At 71.2% G+C, this 16,091-nt stretch carries 18 protein-coding genes; 2 read left to right on the forward strand and 16 right to left on the reverse strand.

The genetic code is table 11. The features are described 5' to 3' along the window. Position 1: 1 nt before the first annotated feature. Positions 2-502: a SigE family RNA polymerase sigma factor gene (locus BJ964_RS41820; protein WP_188125836.1), complete on the reverse strand. Its 501-nt coding sequence runs from the start codon at positions 500-502 to the stop codon at positions 2-4. A gap of 95 nt (positions 503-597) precedes the next feature. Here BJ964_RS41820 and manD point away from each other — a divergent pair, with 95 nt between their 5' ends. Further along, the gene (manD, locus tag BJ964_RS41825) at positions 598-1,806 is read left to right on the forward strand and encodes a D-mannonate dehydratase ManD (protein ID WP_188125837.1); all 1,209 of its coding nucleotides are present in this window, start codon (positions 598-600) and stop codon (positions 1,804-1,806) included. On the opposite strand, the gene BJ964_RS41830 is transcribed toward manD, so the two are convergent. From BJ964_RS41830 to BJ964_RS41845, 4 genes are all read right to left on the reverse strand, one after another. After that, positions 1,807-2,607, reverse strand: coding sequence for a poly(ethylene terephthalate) hydrolase family protein (locus tag BJ964_RS41830; RefSeq protein WP_188125838.1), 801 nt, complete (start codon positions 2,605-2,607; stop codon positions 1,807-1,809). Between the two features lie 11 nt (positions 2,608-2,618). After that, positions 2,619-3,773, reverse strand: coding sequence for an extracellular catalytic domain type 1 short-chain-length polyhydroxyalkanoate depolymerase (locus BJ964_RS41835; RefSeq protein ID WP_188125839.1), 1,155 nt, complete (start codon positions 3,771-3,773; stop codon positions 2,619-2,621). Between the two features lie 127 nt (positions 3,774-3,900). After that, positions 3,901-4,260, reverse strand: a complete 360-nt coding sequence (locus BJ964_RS41840) for a hypothetical protein (RefSeq protein ID WP_188125840.1) — start codon at positions 4,258-4,260, stop codon at positions 3,901-3,903. 127 nt (positions 4,261-4,387) lie between these two features. Further along, positions 4,388-4,621: a hypothetical protein gene (locus BJ964_RS41845; RefSeq protein WP_188125841.1), complete on the reverse strand. Its 234-nt coding sequence runs from the start codon at positions 4,619-4,621 to the stop codon at positions 4,388-4,390. Positions 4,622-4,662: 41 nt separating this feature from the next. Here BJ964_RS41845 and BJ964_RS48770 point away from each other — a divergent pair, with 41 nt between their 5' ends. Further along, positions 4,663-5,478: an SMI1/KNR4 family protein gene (locus BJ964_RS48770; protein ID WP_229806721.1), complete on the forward strand. Its 816-nt coding sequence runs from the start codon at positions 4,663-4,665 to the stop codon at positions 5,476-5,478. Here the strand turns inward: BJ964_RS48770 and BJ964_RS41855 are convergent. From BJ964_RS41855 to BJ964_RS41905, 11 genes are all read right to left on the reverse strand, one after another. Further along, positions 5,414-6,211 carry a hypothetical protein gene (locus BJ964_RS41855; protein WP_188125842.1) on the reverse strand — a complete coding sequence of 266 codons (798 nt, stop codon included), beginning with the start codon at positions 6,209-6,211 and terminating at the stop codon, positions 5,414-5,416. The genes BJ964_RS48770 and BJ964_RS41855 overlap by 65 nt on opposite strands. A gap of 43 nt (positions 6,212-6,254) precedes the next feature. Continuing rightward, on the reverse strand, positions 6,255-6,629 hold the full coding sequence (locus BJ964_RS41860) for a PH domain-containing protein (RefSeq protein WP_183218816.1): 375 nt from the start codon (positions 6,627-6,629) through the stop codon (positions 6,255-6,257). A 4-nt stretch (positions 6,630-6,633) separates the two neighbouring features. Next, positions 6,634-7,401 (reverse strand): hypothetical protein, encoded by a 768-nt coding sequence (locus BJ964_RS41865; RefSeq protein WP_188125843.1) that lies wholly within the window; start codon positions 7,399-7,401, stop codon positions 6,634-6,636. Continuing rightward, a complete protein-coding gene (locus BJ964_RS41870) occupies positions 7,398-8,279 on the reverse strand; it encodes an RNA polymerase sigma-70 factor (protein WP_188125844.1) in 882 nt (293 codons plus the stop codon). Before BJ964_RS41870 ends, BJ964_RS41865 begins: the two co-directional genes overlap by 4 nt. Positions 8,280-8,287: 8 nt before the next feature. Continuing rightward, positions 8,288-9,427, reverse strand: coding sequence for an NAD(P)/FAD-dependent oxidoreductase (locus BJ964_RS41875; RefSeq protein ID WP_188125845.1), 1,140 nt, complete (start codon positions 9,425-9,427; stop codon positions 8,288-8,290). Between the two features lie 120 nt (positions 9,428-9,547). After that, the gene (locus tag BJ964_RS41880) at positions 9,548-10,213 is read right to left on the reverse strand and encodes a M23 family metallopeptidase (RefSeq protein ID WP_188125846.1); all 666 of its coding nucleotides are present in this window, start codon (positions 10,211-10,213) and stop codon (positions 9,548-9,550) included. Positions 10,214-10,222: 9 nt separating this feature from the next. After that, the gene (locus BJ964_RS41885) at positions 10,223-12,970 is read right to left on the reverse strand and encodes a fumarate reductase/succinate dehydrogenase flavoprotein subunit (RefSeq protein WP_188125847.1); all 2,748 of its coding nucleotides are present in this window, start codon (positions 12,968-12,970) and stop codon (positions 10,223-10,225) included. After that, positions 12,967-13,695, reverse strand: a complete 729-nt coding sequence (locus BJ964_RS41890; RefSeq protein ID WP_188125848.1) for an ABC transporter ATP-binding protein — start codon at positions 13,693-13,695, stop codon at positions 12,967-12,969. The genes BJ964_RS41885 and BJ964_RS41890 overlap by 4 nt, the downstream gene beginning before the upstream one ends. Beyond that, on the reverse strand, positions 13,692-14,516 hold the full coding sequence (locus BJ964_RS48775; RefSeq protein ID WP_188125849.1) for an ABC transporter permease: 825 nt from the start codon (positions 14,514-14,516) through the stop codon (positions 13,692-13,694). The genes BJ964_RS41890 and BJ964_RS48775 overlap by 4 nt, the downstream gene beginning before the upstream one ends. Continuing rightward, positions 14,513-15,862, reverse strand: a complete 1,350-nt coding sequence (locus tag BJ964_RS41900; protein ID WP_188125850.1) for an aliphatic sulfonate ABC transporter substrate-binding protein — start codon at positions 15,860-15,862, stop codon at positions 14,513-14,515. The genes BJ964_RS48775 and BJ964_RS41900 overlap by 4 nt, the downstream gene beginning before the upstream one ends. Next, a complete protein-coding gene (locus tag BJ964_RS41905) occupies positions 15,859-16,086 on the reverse strand; it encodes a 4Fe-4S dicluster domain-containing protein (RefSeq protein ID WP_188125851.1) in 228 nt (75 codons plus the stop codon). The genes BJ964_RS41900 and BJ964_RS41905 overlap by 4 nt, the downstream gene beginning before the upstream one ends. Positions 16,087-16,091 lie beyond the last annotated feature (5 nt).

Genomic DNA, 16,091 nt, shown 5'->3' on the forward strand with positions numbered 1-16,091 from the left:
GTCAGCCCCTCCCGGCCATCTCGCCGAGCTCCGGCGCGAGCTCCCGCAGTTTCCGCAGGCCCGCGCTGGCCTGGCTCTTCACCGTTCCGACCGTGACGCCGAGGATCTCCGCGGTCCGCGCCTCGGTGAGGTCGTCGAAGTACCGCAGCACCAGCACGGCCCGCTGGCGTGGCGGCAGCCGGCGCAGCGCCGCCGCGAAGACCAGCCGGTTCGGTACGTCCTCACCGCCGTCGGAGCGATCCGGCGGGGCGTCGCTGAGGTCCTCGCGCCGGCGGCGGCGCCACCAGGAGACGGCGTCGCGGTAGATGACCGTGCGCAGGAACGCCTCCGGGTCGCCGTCGCGGACGCGGCTCCACCGCAGGGCGAGTTTGACGAGGGCGCCCTGCACCAGGTCCTGGGCGAGGTGGTGGTCGCCGCAGACGAGGTACGCCGAGCGCAGCAGCCGGTGCTGGCGTGCCTCGACGAAGGCGGCGAATTCGCTGTCCACACCTGTCCAACGCATGGGCACCCCTGGATGGTTGGGCGGTCGGCGAAACCCGCACTGACAGACTTCATCGAGCCGGACCCATCGACATTGTTCGTCAAGGAGGATTCCGAGTGAAGATCGCCGAGGCCCGGGTCATCGTGACCTGCCCCGACCGCAACTTCGTCACCTTGAAGATCGTCACCGACGAGGGGGTGTACGGGGTCGGGGACGCGACGCTGAACGGGCGGGAACTGGCCGTCGCCGCCTATCTCACCGAGCATGTCGTGCCGCAGTTGATCGGGCGGGACCCGGCGCGGATCGAGGACATCTGGCAGTACCTCTACAAGGGCGCCTACTGGCGGCGCGGTCCGGTGACGATGACGGCGATCGCGGCCGTCGACACCGCGCTCTGGGACATCAAGGGAAAGGTCGCGGGCCTGCCGGTCTATCAGCTGCTGGGCGGCCGTTCCCGTGAGGGCGTGACCGTTTACGGGCACGCCAACGCTTCAGATGTCGAGTCCGTTCTCACCGAGATCTCGGATTATGTGGCGCTCGGCTATCGGGCCGTGCGGGTGCAGACCGGCATCCCCGGGCTGGAGAGCACCTACGGCGTCAGCAAGGACCGGATGTTCTACGAGCCGGCCGACGCCGCGATCCCCACCGAGAACGTCTGGTCCACCGCCCACTATCTCGACCACGTGCCGCAGGTGTTCGCCCGGGTCCGCGACGAGTTCGGGCCGACCCTCCAGCTGCTGCACGACGTCCACCACCGGCTCACCCCGATCGAGGCGGCCCGGCTCGGCAAGAGCCTGGAGCCCTACCACCTCACCTGGATGGAGGACCCGGTCCCGGCCGAGCTCCAGGAGGGCTTCCGCCTGATCCGCCAGCACACCACCACCCCGATCGCGGTGGGCGAGGTGTTCAGCTCCATCTGGGACTGTCAGCAGCTGATCACCGAGCAGCTCATCGACTACATCCGTACGACGGTGGTGCACGCCGGCGGTATCACCCACCTGCGGCGCATCTTCGACCTGGCGAACCTCTACCACGTACGCAGCGGCTCACACGGCGCGACCGACCTCTCCCCCGTCTGCATGGCCGCCGCCCTGCACCTCGACCTGGCCATCCCCAACTTCGGCCTCCAGGAGTACATGCGCCACACCGAGACCACCGACGCCGTCTTCCCGCACGGCTACCGGTTCGAGGGCGGTTTCCTGCACCCGTCCGAGGAGCCCGGCCTCGGCGTCGACATCGACGAGGAACTGGCCGCCCGATACCCGTACCGGGCGGCCAGTCTGCCGGTCAACCGCCTCCAGGACGGCACCATGCACAGCTGGTGATCAGAACAGGTTCTTGCTGGTCACGGTCCACGGGGAGGAGAGTCCGGTGAGTACGGCGCGGGCCGTCTGGTCGCCCTTGAGCTGCCACTTCAGCCAGGCGGCGCCGACTCGGCCGTACTCTCCGCCGTTGGTCTGGGAGAACGTTCCGTAGTGGCCGACCGGCAGGTGGGCCAGCAACGCCGGCAGGCCGGAGGGCAGGCGGCCGTAGTCGTCGACCGCGTTCGGGTAGGCGATGTCGTCCGGCCCGCCGGTGATGTAGGCGACCGGGCCGTGCAACCGCGACAGGCGATAGTTCTCCAGGTCGCTGAGCAGGCCGCTATTCCAGAACACGGTGGTGTCGACCCGGGCGTCGGCACTCGCCTCCAGGGCTTCCAGGCCGCCGCACGACTGGCCCATCACCGCGATCCTGCCGGTGTCCAGGCGGCCGCGGTACTTGCTGCCGGTCCGGGAGTTCTCGGCGACGGCCCAGTCGATGGCCTCGATCAGCATGTCCGCGTCGGTGCTTCCGGTGCCGCCGGGACGGCCGTTCGCGATCACCAGGAAGCCGTGTGAGGCGAACTCCCTCAGGATGTTCTGGAACCAGGTGCCGTCGGCCCGGCAGGCGCCGTTGCCCCAGACCACGATCGGCATCAGGCCGGCGGGCAGGGTGTTCGGGCGGTAGATGGTGTGGGAGTAGAGGCGGATCGTGGTCTCGTAGTCGGCCGGGTAGGGGCCCGAGCCACCCGGCGCGGCCTGGGCCGCCACGGGGGTGACCAGCAGCGTGGTGACGGTGGCGACCACGGCCGCCAGCAGCTTGCGCATGGGGACTCCGTTCAGGGGCAGGCGGTCACTCGGACGTAGTGACCGGGGGCGGTCTGCTGGACGCTGCGGGACACGGCACTGGCGGCGAGCCCGAGATGGTCGCCGGAGCCCACCGCGTACGCCGAAAGGCTGACGGTCCGGGCGCGCCCCGCGGCGATGTGTGCCGCGTTGGTCGCGGTCCAGCAGGTGGTGGCGGGCGGCGGCGTGCCGGAGCCGAGGCCGAAGAAGAGCGTGGCGTGGTAGGGCCCGCAGATCTGCGCGTAGCCGACCCCGCTGACGCCGCAGTTCTGGACGCCGGTTCCCGGGTCGACCGGCTGCTCGTGGCCCATGTCGGCGATGAGCCACGTCTCGACCTGGCCGCTGCCGTAGACACTCTTCGTGATCCCGGACCCGGGTGTGGTCGTGGACGCCGGGGTGCGGCTGATGCCGAACACGTTCGTCCACTGGTCCCGCTGATAGTCCAGTGAGCGCGGGCTGATCAGCGGGTCCGCGCCGCCGTGCCAGATCTGCACCGGCGGGCGTGTGCCGCTGTAGCCCGGGTAGGAGCCGCGCACCCTGTCGCCCCACTGCTGCGGGGTCAGCGTGGAGGTCGATCCGGAGCAGGGGCCGAGCGATCCGGTACGGAAGTAGGCGCTCTCGGTGTCCGCGCAGCCGTAGGGCATGCCGAAGAACACCGCGCCCGCCTTGAACCGGTCGGGGTAGGCGGCCAGCATCACGTTGGTGGCCGCGCCGCCGCCGGAGTAGCCGGTGACGAACACCCGGCTCATGTCGGCGCCGTAGGTGGTAGCCATGTGGTCGACCATCTGCACCACCGAGCGGGCCTCGCCGTCGCCGCCGTGGGTGCGGTCGGCCTCGTTCCAGGCGCTGAAGCACTTGTGCGGGACGATGCCGCCGGAGCCGACGTTCTCCGGTTTCTGTTCGGGCAGGACCAGGTGGAAGCCGTACAGGTCGGCGTACTTGCGCCAGCCGGTGTTGACGTCCAGGTCCTGCGCCTGGCCGCCGCAGCCGTGGAAGAGCACCACGACCGGGGCGCCGGTTCCGGCGGACGTGGGTACGTAGGTGAACATCCGCTGGTTGCCGGGGTTGCTGCCGAACGACGTGACCTCACTGAACCCGGTCGCGGCCGCCGCCGGCCCGGCGCCGGTCAGTCCGGTGGCAACGGTCACGAGCAACACGAAAGCCGCGCCGATCCATCTTGACGGTCTCAACATGGATCAGACGATGACCGTCAATGTTGACGAGAGAATCGGCGAAATCACCTGCGTCGTCGACAGGATTCCTGTCGACGAACGGTCAGAAGCGGGCGAGCTCCTCCGGGACGCCGATCGCGGAACGCAGGTCAGGACGGTCGGCGTACTCGCCGATCACACCGGCCAGGAACCCGGGGTCGACGCCGATCGTCGTCAATGAGTTGAGTGGGCCGTAGCGAAGTCCCCGTTTGCGAACCAGCGCCGGGTCCGTCAGCACCAGGTTGACCTGCCGCTCACCGCGCAGGATGGACCCCCACCAGGTGTCCAGGATCGCGGGCGGGGCGCCGAGCGCCTCCCACGGCACGAAGATCGACCCGAACGCCTGCCGGTCCTCAATCCCGTCCGGGCGCAGGCGCACGCCGATCCCGCGCAGCGCGGCGATCCAGGCGACGCTCAGGAGCACGACCTGGAGCAGCAGAAGAGCGGCAGGAAGCCGGGCGTTCCACGCCCCACGGAGCCGGTGACCAGGACGCTGAAACCGCGGCCGGACAGGATCGCGAGGCCCACGGCGCCGACGACCAGAGCCGGGTTCACCGGAACTCGAACATCGGCACGCCGGGCCGCGCCACCAGCGCGGCCGACCGATCCGAACGGAGCCGGGAGTGCGCCGCCAGGGCGAGCAGGAGGCCCAGCGCGGTGACCGCCATGCCCAGGCCCGGTCCGGCCTGATCAAGAACCGCGGCGCCACCGACGGCCGCCAGCAGCACCACGGGCAGAACCGCGGCCCGCCACCGGACCAACCACTCAAGGAACTCGATCTGCACGCGGTGAGCGTAGAGGGGAGAACTGACCCAGAATGATCACCATGCCGGGGATTCGTTTGGGGTTCGATGTCGATGCTGTGGAGAACGTCGATGGTGGGTGGCGACTGGAGGGGACCCCGGACTTCCACCCGCGCCACTGGCCGCGGGCCGGGGACCGGCTCGACCGGTATACGCGGACCTTCCACGACGTCAAGGCCGTCGATCTGATCGTTGTCGAGGTCTCCGCCGAGTATGTCGTCGTGGCGGGCACGGGTGGGGAGTTGCTGCGTGGGGCGGGATCGCTGTCCGGGGCTCGGACAGCCGACCCGACGGGCGAGGCGCCGTCACTCGCGGAGATCTTCGGACTGGATCCGGCTCGAGACGCGTTCGAGTGGTCGGAGATCGAGTCGGCGCTCGGGGTCACGCTCCCGTCCGACTACAAGCGGTTCACCGGAACCCATGGCGCCCACACGGTCGACGACCATCTCCTTCTCCTGCGCGAGGACATTCTCGAAGAGAACGAGTGGGCCCGCGAGTGCGTCCGCCTCGACTTCGGCGGACCAGGCACCGACTACACCGAACCCTGGTCGCTCGGTGATGCTTCCCGCTGGACCGCGGATCGCGCGGACGTCCCGGAGTGGTTCGCGCCCGGTGACGATCTCGTGCTGTGGGGCCTCACCGGGAACAGCGACCTGCTGCTCTGGCACGTCCGGCCCGGTGCGGCCCCGGACGACTGGCCTGTGGTGCTCAAGGAGCGGGGCCCGCTGTGGGAGCGGTTCGAGGGAGGGTTCGACGCCACGCTGAGTGGGCTGCTCACCGGTGATCTGCAGTCGGGGTATCTGAGCCGGCGTTTTGGCGGGCCGCACTCATATCGCTGAGCCGGGCGATCTGCGGGATGGCCAGGAAGCGGGACAGTTCCTCCGGGGAGCCGATGGCCGGGCGCAGGTCGGGCCGGTTGGCGTACTCGTGGACGGCTCGGGCCAGGAACTCGGCGTCGACACCGATCGCCGTCAGGGTCGTGGCGTTTCGGGAGCGGAGGCCCCGCCTGCGGACCGCTTTCGGATCAGCCAGGAAGAGGGCGATCTGCTGTTCCCCGCGTGGGAGGGCCGACCGCGGGGTCTCGAGAGCGGACCACGGCACGAGGAGCGAGCCGAAAAACCGGCGTTCCTCGATGCCGTCCGGGCGCAGCCGCATCACGGCCCCGCGCAGCACCATGGCCCAAACCGCGCCCAGCATCGCGGCCCAGAGCAGGGCGAAGACGGCCGTGAGCCAGATTTCGCCCGGGTACACCGCGAGGTCGCGAACCATGCCGCTGAGATTGCGGCCGACCAGGAGAGTCCAGCCCACAGCGACGAGGACCACGCCCGGGCTCACCGGAACATCGAACGCGGGCACGCCGGGCCGGGCCACCAGGATCGCCGGGCGATGGGACCGGAGCACCGCGATCGCCGCCAGAAGGGGTACGAGACCCAGCCCGCCGAACGCCAGTATCCAGCCGAAACCGGGGCCGATCCGCGCCAGAGCCACGTCGCCGGCCACCGCCGCCAGCAGCGCGGCCAGCAGCACCGCCGCGCGCCATCGGACCAGGAGGGTCAGCAGGGTGATCTTCACGGCGGCAGGGTAGGCGGCCTCACCCCGTACCGATGAAATGGGGTTAGAGGACGAAGCCCGCGATCATCTGGCTGAGGGCACGGATGTCGGAGTCGGCCTTGAATTCGAGGCGGACCTTGCCGAGGCCGCTGAACCACATCTCCAGCTCGGAATCCCGGTCGAAGTTGCCGGCCGTCTCGATCGAGAACGCCTGGATCTTGCCGTAGGGCAGCGACGTGTAGTCGACCTTCTTGCCGGTCATGCCCTGCACGTTGGCGGCGATCAGCCGCTTGTTGGTGAAGACCACGAAGTCGCGGGTCGTCTTGAACGCCGCGATCAGCTGCTCTCCGGGGATGAGCAGCGGCGCCACCTGCGGGTAGACCGAGGCCGGGTCGCACGGGTTGAGCTTGAACACCGATGGGCTGGAGAAGTCAATCACGACCTCACGTTAGCGGGCCTACGCTCCACCCCGCCGGATCCTCGGCGACCCGCCGCCGGACCGCGGCCCGGATGGCCTCGGCGTCGGGCGGGCCGGTGAGCGCGTAGTACGCCGGGGTGAGCGTGTGGGCCAGCTCGAAGTCGCGGCCGGACGCGGCGAGTCGGCCGATCAGCTCGGCCAGCGAATTCAGGCCCAGGTAGGCGGCGGCTTCGGCCGCCGCGCCGAGCTGCTCGGGGGTGTGGACGTCGAGGACCCAGTCGAGGCCGTCGCCCATTACGCCGGCATGAAACCCGACGAGGTACGACAGATGCCGCAACCCCCGCGGCGCGGTCTCGGGCGCGCCGTCGAGGTGAAGGTCGCCGGCTCGGTCCCACATCGCCTCGACGACGTCCCGCAGCAGGTAGCCGCCGCGGTCGACCACCCAGTCCGGCACCGGCCGCCAGCAGAGGGCCGGCACATCGGCGGCCGTCAGCACGTCGAGGCCCCGCGACCGGGGCAGCACCGCGGCGGCCGGCACGGTCCCGGGGATGTTCGCCTGCCGGATCGCGGTCTCCCCCGCGGCATCCGACTCGGCCAGGTCGAACCAGCGGCCACCGTCACGAAGTTGGACGTGACACCGCTCCGCGTCGATGATCCACACCTGGAGCAGGTTGCCGCGGGAGAAGACCGGGGCATCGGCGGCGGACGCGTCCGCGTACGCCTCGGGAAGATCTTCAAAAGAGATCGTCCGCCGCCCGCCCGGGGCGTTGTAGGTGAAGAGCTCGACCGTCAACGCAGGGTCACCTCGGCGGCGTCGGTGAGGCGGGTCAGCTTCTCCGGGTTGCGCACGTAGTAGAGGCCGGTGATCCGCCCCTGGTCCACCCGCGCGGCCATCACCCCGTCGAACTCGCCGTCGACGTGGAAGGCCAGCGCCGGGCTGCCGTTGACCGTGGCGAACGCCGTGGTGTAGCTGAACTGCCCCTTCCGCAGGCCGCCGAGCATGAAGCGGGCCACCTTGTCGGCGCCGCTGATCGGGCGGGCCGCCGCCTGCTTGAGACCGCCGCCGTCGGCGATCAGGACGGTGTCCGGCGCCAGCACGTGGAGCAGCCCCTGGAGGTCACCGCCGGCGAGCGCCTTCTGGAACGAGTCGAGGGCGGCGCGGACCTCGTTCTCCGAGACGGTCTGCCGGGGACGCCGGGCGTCGACGTGCTGCCGGGCCCGGTGGGCGATCTGGCGGACCGCCGCCGGGGTCTTGCCGACCGCCTCCGCGATCTCGTCGTAGCCCACGTCGAACACCTCGCGCAGCACGAAGACGGCCCGTTCGGTCGGCGCCAGGGTCTCCAGCACCAGCATCATGGCCATCGACATGCTCTCGGCGAGTTCCACGTCGCCGGACGCGTCGGGGGTGGTGAGCAGCGGCTCGGGCAGCCAGGAGCCGACGTACGACTCGCGGCGCCGCTGCATCGTACGGAGCCGGTTGAGGGCCTGCCGGGTGGTGATCCGGACCAGGTAGGCGCGCCGGTCCCGGACCTGGTCGAGGTCGACGTCGGCCCAGCGCAGCCAGGTCTCCTGGAGCACGTCCTCGGCGTCCGCCGCGGAGCCGAGCATCTCGTACGCCACCGTGAAGAGCAGGTTGCGGTAGGTGACGAAGTCGTCGGTGGCGTCGCGCATATCGATCATCATGCGACACCGGCGGCGGTGGTGACGGCCTGGGCGCGGTTGCGGTCGTGGGTCCACAGATCGCGTACGCCCGGACGGCGCGCCTCGTCGGCCAGTTGCTTGACGGTGTGGACCACCACGAACTCCTTGAGTTTGCCGCCGGGCCGCCCGCCCAGGTACAGCGGGAGGGCGCGGTCGTCGCGCCGGGCGAACTGGAAGATCCCGGCCCGCCGGCCGAGGCTGATGCACTGGCCGGCGAACCCGACCCCGGCGTCCGCGGGTGTGGTGCCGGCGATGCGGCTGAGCACGGTCTCGGCCGCCTGCGGGCCGAGCTGGACCGCGGACTGGCAGCCCATCCGGTACGGCCGTCCGGACGGCGCCGCCGCGTCCCCGGCCGCCACGATGGTCGGGTCGTCGACGCTGGTCAGGGTCTCGTCGGTGATCAGCCGGCCGGCGTCGTCGGTGGTGAGGCCGCTGCGGGCGGCGAGGTCCGGGACGCTGAATCCGGCCGCCCACACGGTCAGCGGGCTGGGCAGTTCCCGGCCGTCGGCGAGGCGGACGCTGTCCGGGGTGACCGCGGTGACGGATGCGCCGGGCCCGTCGACCACCCGAACCCCGAGCCGGGCCAGCTGTCCGGCGACCGAGCGGCGTCCGTTGGTGTGCAGGTACGGGTTGAGGACGTCCCCGCACACGAGGGTCACCGTGTGCCCGGCCTCGGCGAGTTCGGCGGCGGTCTCGATACCGGTCGGCCCGGCGCCGACGACCGTCACGGCGGAGGCGGCCTCCACGAGCGGCCGCAGCCGGCGCGCGTCCTCCAGGGTGGCGATCGGGTGGGCGTGCTCGGGCGCCCGCGGGCTGCCGCTGCCGACCGCGTAGATCAGGTGGTCGTAGCCCATGGTCGCGCCGTCGGTGAGGGTGAGGGTGCGGGTGGGGGCGTCGATCCGGTTGACGGTGGCGGTGCGCAGCCGCACCCGGTCGGCGAGCACGTCGCGGTAGTCGACGACCGCCTCGTGGTTGCCGCGGACGAGCTGGTGCAGGCGGAGCCGTTCGACGAAGACCGGGCGCGGGTTGATCAGCGTGACGGTCACGCCGGCGTGGCGGGTGAGACGGTTGGCGGCCATGACACCGGCGTAGCCGCCGCCGATCACTACAACGTTCATCGGAAACTCCCTGAGGCTCGTTCGGGCGGTTCGGGCACGAGACACCGGCCGGCCGGGGAGTGTGACATCTGTGAGCCGCCTCACCCCGGCGTTGACCGGGGTGAGACGTCACGCCTGGGATCAGGCCTTGCAGTTGTTCTTCTTGTTCCAGGCGGCGACCGCCTTGACCGGGCTCTTCTGCCCGCCCTTGCGCCACGAGGTGAGGTACGACGCGGGCCAGACGACGCCGCGGCGGACCTTCCAGTCGCCGGTCTTCTTGCACGCCGGCGAGATGCCGTAGTGCACGTGGCAGACGCCGCTGGAGTTGCCGGTCTTGCCGACCTTGCCCAGCGACTGCCCGGCCTTGACCCGGACACCCTTCTTGATGCCGGCGGTCACCTTGCTCAGGTGCGAGCCGTAGTAGCGGACGCCGTCGTCACCGAGGATGGAGACGAACTTGCCACCGTTGTACGGCCCGTCCGGCACGCCCTTCTTGTACTTGTCGACCCGGCTCACCTCGAGGACGACACCACCGGTGGTGGCGACGAACGGCTTGCCACAGGCGGCGAAGATGTCCGTCGCCGGGTAGCCGGAGTGGGTCTTGTGGTAGGAGGCGTTCTTCGCCCGTACCGGGAAGACGTACTTGTAGGTGGCGGCGGCCGCGGCCAGTTCGACCTCGACGGGCGCCACGGCGGCCGCGGGCGCGGCCTCCACTGCGGGCTCCGCGGGAGTCGACGCGGGGGCGCCGCAGCCGGAGAGGCTGACGGCGGCCGCGGCAAATCCCGCCAACCATAGTTTCTTTCGCATCGCGACACCTTAGGCCGGGACGGTCGCGTCCCGCTGTCCCGGGGTTGAGGCCCGCTGTTGCGGGGCCAGCGCCCGGCGAGCCCAGGCGCGGACGTCGGCGTCCGGATCGTCGGCGGCGGCCCGCAGGGCGGCGGCCACGTCCGGTCGGCCGGGCCAGCCGCCGAGGGAGCGGACGGCGGCCTTGCGGACGTCGAGGTTGTCGTCGCGGGCGGCGCCGGCCAGGGCCGGGGCGGCGACGTCCGGCTCGGCGGCGGCCAGGCCCTTGGCGGCGCCCTCGCGCACCTGCCATGCCGGGTCGCCGAGCGCGGCGCCCTCGCGCACCTGCCATGCCGGGTCGCCGAGCGCGGCGACCGCGGTGGCGGCGAGCGGCGGCGGGCAGCCGATGCCGGCGGCCGCGGCCAGTGCGGCCGCCCGGACCAGCACGTCGTCGTCGCCGGTGAGCCGATGCAGGGTGGCGGCGGCGGCCGGGTCACCGACCGTGCCGAGGCCGTGCGCGGCCGCCACCCGCACCTCGCGGGCCGGGTCGAGGGCGGCCGCGGCGAGACCGCCGACGTCGTCGCGGCGGACCAGACCGCGGACGGCCTGGAGACGGACCGCCACGTCGACGTCCTCGGCGGCGGCCCGGAAGTCGGCGGGAGTGCCCAGATCGATGATCCGCAGGAGCTCGATCACGATCTCGCGGACCGCGGTGTCGGTGCTCGCGTAGCCGGCCCGCAGCCGCCCGGCCAGGTCCTCGGTGGCGGGCAGGACGTCGGCGAGTTCCCGCAGGCCGGTCACCGCGGCGGCGCGCACCGTGCGGTCGGGGTCGGCGAGGGCGCCGACCAGGGCGTCGGCCACTCCGGGCGGGGCGACCTCGGTGAGCGTCGCGACGGCGGTACGGCGTACGCCCGCGTCGGCGTCGTCGAGGTACTGGGCGAAAGCGGTCAGGGCGGGTTCCTGTTCGGCGAGCGCGAGGACGGCCACGATGCGTGCGGCCGCCGCGGTCGAGGTGCTCTCACCCGTACGATCGACGGTTTTGTGCAGTGCGGTGGCGCCGAATCGCCGGGGCTCGGAAACGGGGGTTTCGGCGGGGCCCGGCGGGGGCTGGAATCCGTCGACCGGGAACAGGTATTCGGCGACCGGCCGTTTGACGAATTCCATCTCACCGGCGGCGTCGCGGCGCAGATTGAGGTGGTAGAGCCATTCGTCGTCGTCACGGGACGGGTGGTCGGCGCGGTCGTGGTAGAGGCCCCAGCGGCTCTCGGTGCGCACGAGGGAGGCGCGGGCGGCCATCTCGGCGCAGTCGCGGATGAAACTGACCTCCACGCAGCGCATGAGCTCGTGCGGGGTGCGGCCGCCCATCTCGGCGATCTCGCCGGTCATCCGGTGGAACGTCTCGACGGCGATCTCGAGTTTGGCGGCCGATTTCGGCGGCGCCACATAGTCGTTGACGAAGCGGCGCAGCTTGTATTCGACCTGCTGCTGGGGCGGCCCGTCGGGGTGCTCCAGCGGGCGATAGATGAGTTCCCGGGCAGCCTCGATCTGATCTTCGGGGAGAACCGCCGCGTGAGCGCCGAGACCGGCCGCATGCGTCCCGGCCAAATCCCCGTAGACGAACGCCCCGATCATGTAGTTGTGCGGCACACACGCCAGATCCCCGGCCGCATAGAGGCCCGGAACCGTGGTCGCCCCGTTCTCGTCGACCCACACCCCCGACGCGGAATGCCCGCCGCACAACCCGATCTCGGAGATGTGCATCTCGATGTCATGGGTGCGGTAATCGTGGCCGCGCCCGGCGTGGAACGTCCCCCGCGACGGCCGTTCGGTGGAGTGCAGAATGCCCTCCACGGTGGCGATCGTCTCGTCCGGCAGATGGCTGAGCTTCAGATAGATCGGCCCGCGGTCGGAGTCGAGTTCCCGGGCCACCTCGGACATCATCTGCCCGGACCAGTAGTCGCAGTCGACGAACCGTTCGCCCCGGTTGTTGACCTGATAGCCGCCGAACGGATTGGCCACATAGGCGCAGGCCGGCCCGTTGTAATCCTTGATCAGCGGGTTGATCTGGAAGCATTCGATCCCGGACAGCTCCGCCCCGGCGTGGTAGGCCATGGCGTACCCGTCGCCGGCGTTGGTCGGGTTCTCGTAGGTGCCGTAGAGGTAGCCGCTGGCCGGCAGGCCGAGCCGACCGCACGCGCCGGTGGCCAGGACGACGGCGTTCGCGGTCACGGTGACGAACTCGCCGCTGCGGGTGTCGAACCCGGCCGCGCCGACCGCCCGGCCCTCATGGGTGAGGACCCGGACCGGCATGACCCGGTTCTCGATCTGGATCCGCTCCCGGTTGTGGCGGCTGCGCAGCACCCGGTAGAGGACCTTCTTGATGTCGCGGCCCTCCGGCATCGGCAGCACGTACCGGCCGGAGCGGTGCACCTGGCGGACCGCGTACTCGCCGTACTCGTCCTTCTCGAACTTGACGCCGTACCTCTCCAGCCGTTGCACCATGGCGTGGCCGCGGACCGCGGTCTGGTGGACGGTGCGCTGGTTGACGATGCCGTCGTTGGCGCGGGTGATCTCGCGGACGTAGTCCTCGGGGGTGGCCTTGCCCGGGATGACCGCGTTGTTGACGCCGTCCATGCCCATGGCCAGCGCCCCGGAGTGCCGGACGTGCGCCTTCTCCAGCAGCAGGACGTTCGCGCCGGCTTCCGCGGCGGACAGCGCGGCCATGGTGCCGGCCGTGCCGCCGCCGATGACCAGCACGTCGGTGGTGAGGTGGCGGGTCACGTGAGGCTCCTCAGGATCTCTTCGCGGGCCGCGCGGACCACGGGGGTGCCGCGGGTCGCCGGATCACGGGGTTCGGGGACGTCGATCAGGGTGCGCACGCCGTCCGGGCCGAGGACCGCGACCCGGTCGCCGAGGTAGAGCGCCTCGTCGACGTCGTGGGTGATGAAGACGACGGTGGCCGGGGTGGTCCGCAGCACCTCGACGAGCAGCCGCTGCATGGCGGCGCGGGTCTGCGCGTCCAGCGCCCCGAACGGCTCGTCCATCAGGATCGCCTTCGGCTCACCGGCCAGCGTGCGGGCCAGCTGCACCCGCTGGCGCATGCCGCCGGACAGCTTGCCGGGCCGCCGGTCGCCGTGATCGGCGAGCCCGACCTGGGCGAGCCAGTGGTCGGCCAGGCGGCGGCGTTCGCCGCGCGGCACCCGGCGGATGGCCAGCGGCAGCTCCACGTTGCGGCGGGCGCTGCGCCACGGGAGCAGGGCGTCGTCCTGGAAGACCAGCGCCCGGTCCGGGGACGGGCCGGTGATCGGGGCGCCGTCGGCGAGCAGGGCGCCGCCGCGGACCGGGAGCAGGCCGGCCAGGCTGCGCAGCAGGGTGGACTTGCCGCAGCCGGAGGCGCCGACCACGACCAGCACCTCGCCGGGGCGGATGTCGAGGTCGATGCCGTGCACCACGGTCTCGTCGCCGTGCCCGAGGCTCACGCCGTTGATGTGGAAGGCGAGGCTCACCGGTCCCCCACCACCTTGCGGCCGAGCAGTTCGACGGCGCCCGCGGTGGCGAAGCCGAGCACCCCGATGGTGATCATCCCGACCAGCACGGCCGGGTAGTCGACGATCGTGTAGGCGTGCCAGGTGCGGTACCCGACGCCGTAGTCACCGGAGATCATCTCGGCGGAGATGACGCAGATCCAGGCCACGCCCATGCCGACCGACAGGCCACCGAACACGCCCGGCAGGGCACCGGGCAGCACCACGCTGAGCAGCACCCGCCAGCGCCCGCCGCCCATCGTGCGGACGGCGTCCTCCCACACCGTCGGCAGCGCGCGGACCGCGTGCCGGGTGCTGACCAGGATCGGGAAGAACGCCGCGGTGAAGGTGATGAACACGATGCCCTGCTCGTTCTCCGGGAACAGCAGGATCGCCACCGGCACCAGGGCGATCGCCGGGATCGGCCGGACCACCTCGAACAGCGGTTGCAGCAGGTCGGACAGCAGCCGGGAACGGGCCACCGCGATACCGGCGGCGATCCCGGCGACCGCGGCCAGGGCGAACCCGGTGAGAATCCGGACCAGGCTCTGCGCGATGTCCAGGTAGTACAGCGGGTCCCGCAGCAGCAGGCCGAGCTGCCCGGCCACCTCGACCGGCGTGGGCAGCCGGTCGAAGCGGATCCACAGGGTGGCGTCGGTGACGGTCAGCCACTGCCACACCAGCAGGGCGGTCAGCAGCGAGGCGGCGCGGATCAGCCAGCGGTTCACCCGGCGGCCTCGCTGCCGCTTCGGCCCGGTCCCGGCGCGGGCTTCCCGGGACGGCGCGGCGAGGGTGGTGGTCATGCCTCGTTCACGGCCTTCTCGTACGCGAGGACGCGCGACCCCGGGTGGGCGGTGTTGTAGGCCAGGGCCGCGGCCCCGGTGACGAACGGCAGGAAGCGGTCGCCGTCGCGTACCCAGGTGCTGCGGTCGGCGAACCAGCGGGTGCCGGTGCCGGCGTCCGGCACGTACGCGGCCCGGATCTTCCTGCCGGCCGTCGTCGCGGCCTTCACCGCCTTCAGCAGGCAGGTGGGGTCGGCCGCGGCGTGCGTGCTCGTCTCCCCGTCGAGCCACAGCTCACCGGCGAGCGCCCGGTCCCCGACCGGCTTCCCGCAGATCGCGTCGGTGCCGCTGAGCACCGCCCCGGGAGTGCCGCCCGCCGCGACCAGGGTGTCGTCGACGAACGCGTCCAGGTCGATGTCCTGGAGCACCCCGATCGACTTGAGGAACGGCACGTCCTGGCCCAGGGCGGCACGCAGCTCGGACGTGATCGGCAGGTCGAAGGTGGCGATGCCGTTCGCGCCGTTGTAGAGGTAGACCACCTCGGCCGGCAGCCCGGTCGCCTTCGCGACGATCTCGGCGGCTTCCAGGGGGTGCTGCCAGAGGAACTCGGTGGCGTCCTGCTGGGCCGCCAGGAAGGCCTTCACGACGTCCGGGTTCTCGTCGGCCCAGGACTCGCGGACAACGGTCCCGTGCAGGGTGGGCACACCGAGCGCGCCGCCGTCGTAGAGGACGGTCGCCTCGCCACGGTGCACGAGCAGGCCGGGCCAGGCGACGAACTGCGACAGCGCGTCGACGTTGCCGGACTGGAGGGCGGAGGCGCCGACGGGTGGCTGCTGGTTCTCCACCTTGACGTCGGTGTCCTTCAGGCCTTCCCTACGCAGCGCCTGCACGAGCAGCCCGTGCGCGGCCGAGCCGACGCTGGTGGAGACGACCCTGCCCTTCAGGTCTTTCAAAGAATCGATCTCGGCGTCGTTGGCCACCACCACGGTGTTGAGGGCGCCGCGCTGGTTGTAGCCGGTGACCGCGATCATCTTCGTCCGGGTCTGCTCCGACTGCTGGCCGCGGGCGCCGTTGATGAGCAGCGGATAGTCACCCATCGAGCCGATGTCGATCTTCCCGGCCATCATCTGGGCGGTGATCGGGGCGCCGGTGTCGTAGTCCTGCCAGACGACCTGGTAGCCGTCGCCGAGCCGCTTCTCCAGGAAACCCTGGGCGCGCAGCAGCGTGCCGGCGGTGACCGTGTTGATGGTCTTGGACTGGTAACCGACGACCACCTGTTCGGCGCCTTCGGCCGCCGCCTGCCCGGCGACCGTGCAACCGGAGAGGCCGAGGACGACGGCCGCCGCGGCGGCGATGCGCACCCTCATCGGATCAGCACCGGCATGTTGACGGTCACCGCGCCGGTCGGGCAGCGGGCCGCGCACGGGCCGCAGTACCAGCACTCGTCCACATGCATGTACGCCTTGCTGGTCTCCGGGTCGATGGCCAGCGAGTCGAGTGGACACATGTCGACGCAGAGCGTGCACTCGTCAATACATAGACTTTTATCGATGACTACGGGCACATCGACCCGCTGATTGACCAGCGCCATGGGAT

Source organism: Actinoplanes lobatus (assembly GCF_014205215.1).
GTDB lineage: Bacteria > Actinomycetota > Actinomycetes > Mycobacteriales > Micromonosporaceae > Actinoplanes > Actinoplanes lobatus.

Excerpts from the sequence above, each read along its gene's own strand:
- BJ964_RS41820 (WP_188125836.1), bottom strand. The coding sequence starts at position 502 with ATGCGTTGGACAGGTGTGGACAGCGAATTCGCCGCCTTCGTCGAGGCA.
- BJ964_RS41830 (WP_188125838.1), bottom strand. The coding sequence starts at position 2,607 with ATGCGCAAGCTGCTGGCGGCCGTGGTCGCCACCGTCACCACGCTGCTG.
- BJ964_RS48770 (WP_229806721.1), top strand. The coding sequence starts at position 4,663 with ATGCCGGGGATTCGTTTGGGGTTCGATGTCGATGCTGTGGAGAACGTC.
- BJ964_RS41870 (WP_188125844.1), bottom strand. The coding sequence starts at position 8,279 with ATGCGCGACGCCACCGACGACTTCGTCACCTACCGCAACCTGCTCTTC.
- BJ964_RS41875 (WP_188125845.1), bottom strand. The coding sequence starts at position 9,427 with ATGAACGTTGTAGTGATCGGCGGCGGCTACGCCGGTGTCATGGCCGCC.
- BJ964_RS41880 (WP_188125846.1), bottom strand. The coding sequence starts at position 10,213 with ATGCGAAAGAAACTATGGTTGGCGGGATTTGCCGCGGCCGCCGTCAGC.
- BJ964_RS48775 (WP_188125849.1), bottom strand. The coding sequence starts at position 14,516 with ATGACCACCACCCTCGCCGCGCCGTCCCGGGAAGCCCGCGCCGGGACC.
- BJ964_RS41900 (WP_188125850.1), bottom strand. The coding sequence starts at position 15,862 with ATGAGGGTGCGCATCGCCGCCGCGGCGGCCGTCGTCCTCGGCCTCTCC.
- BJ964_RS41905 (WP_188125851.1), bottom strand. The coding sequence starts at position 16,086 with ATGGCGCTGGTCAATCAGCGGGTCGATGTGCCCGTAGTCATCGATAAA.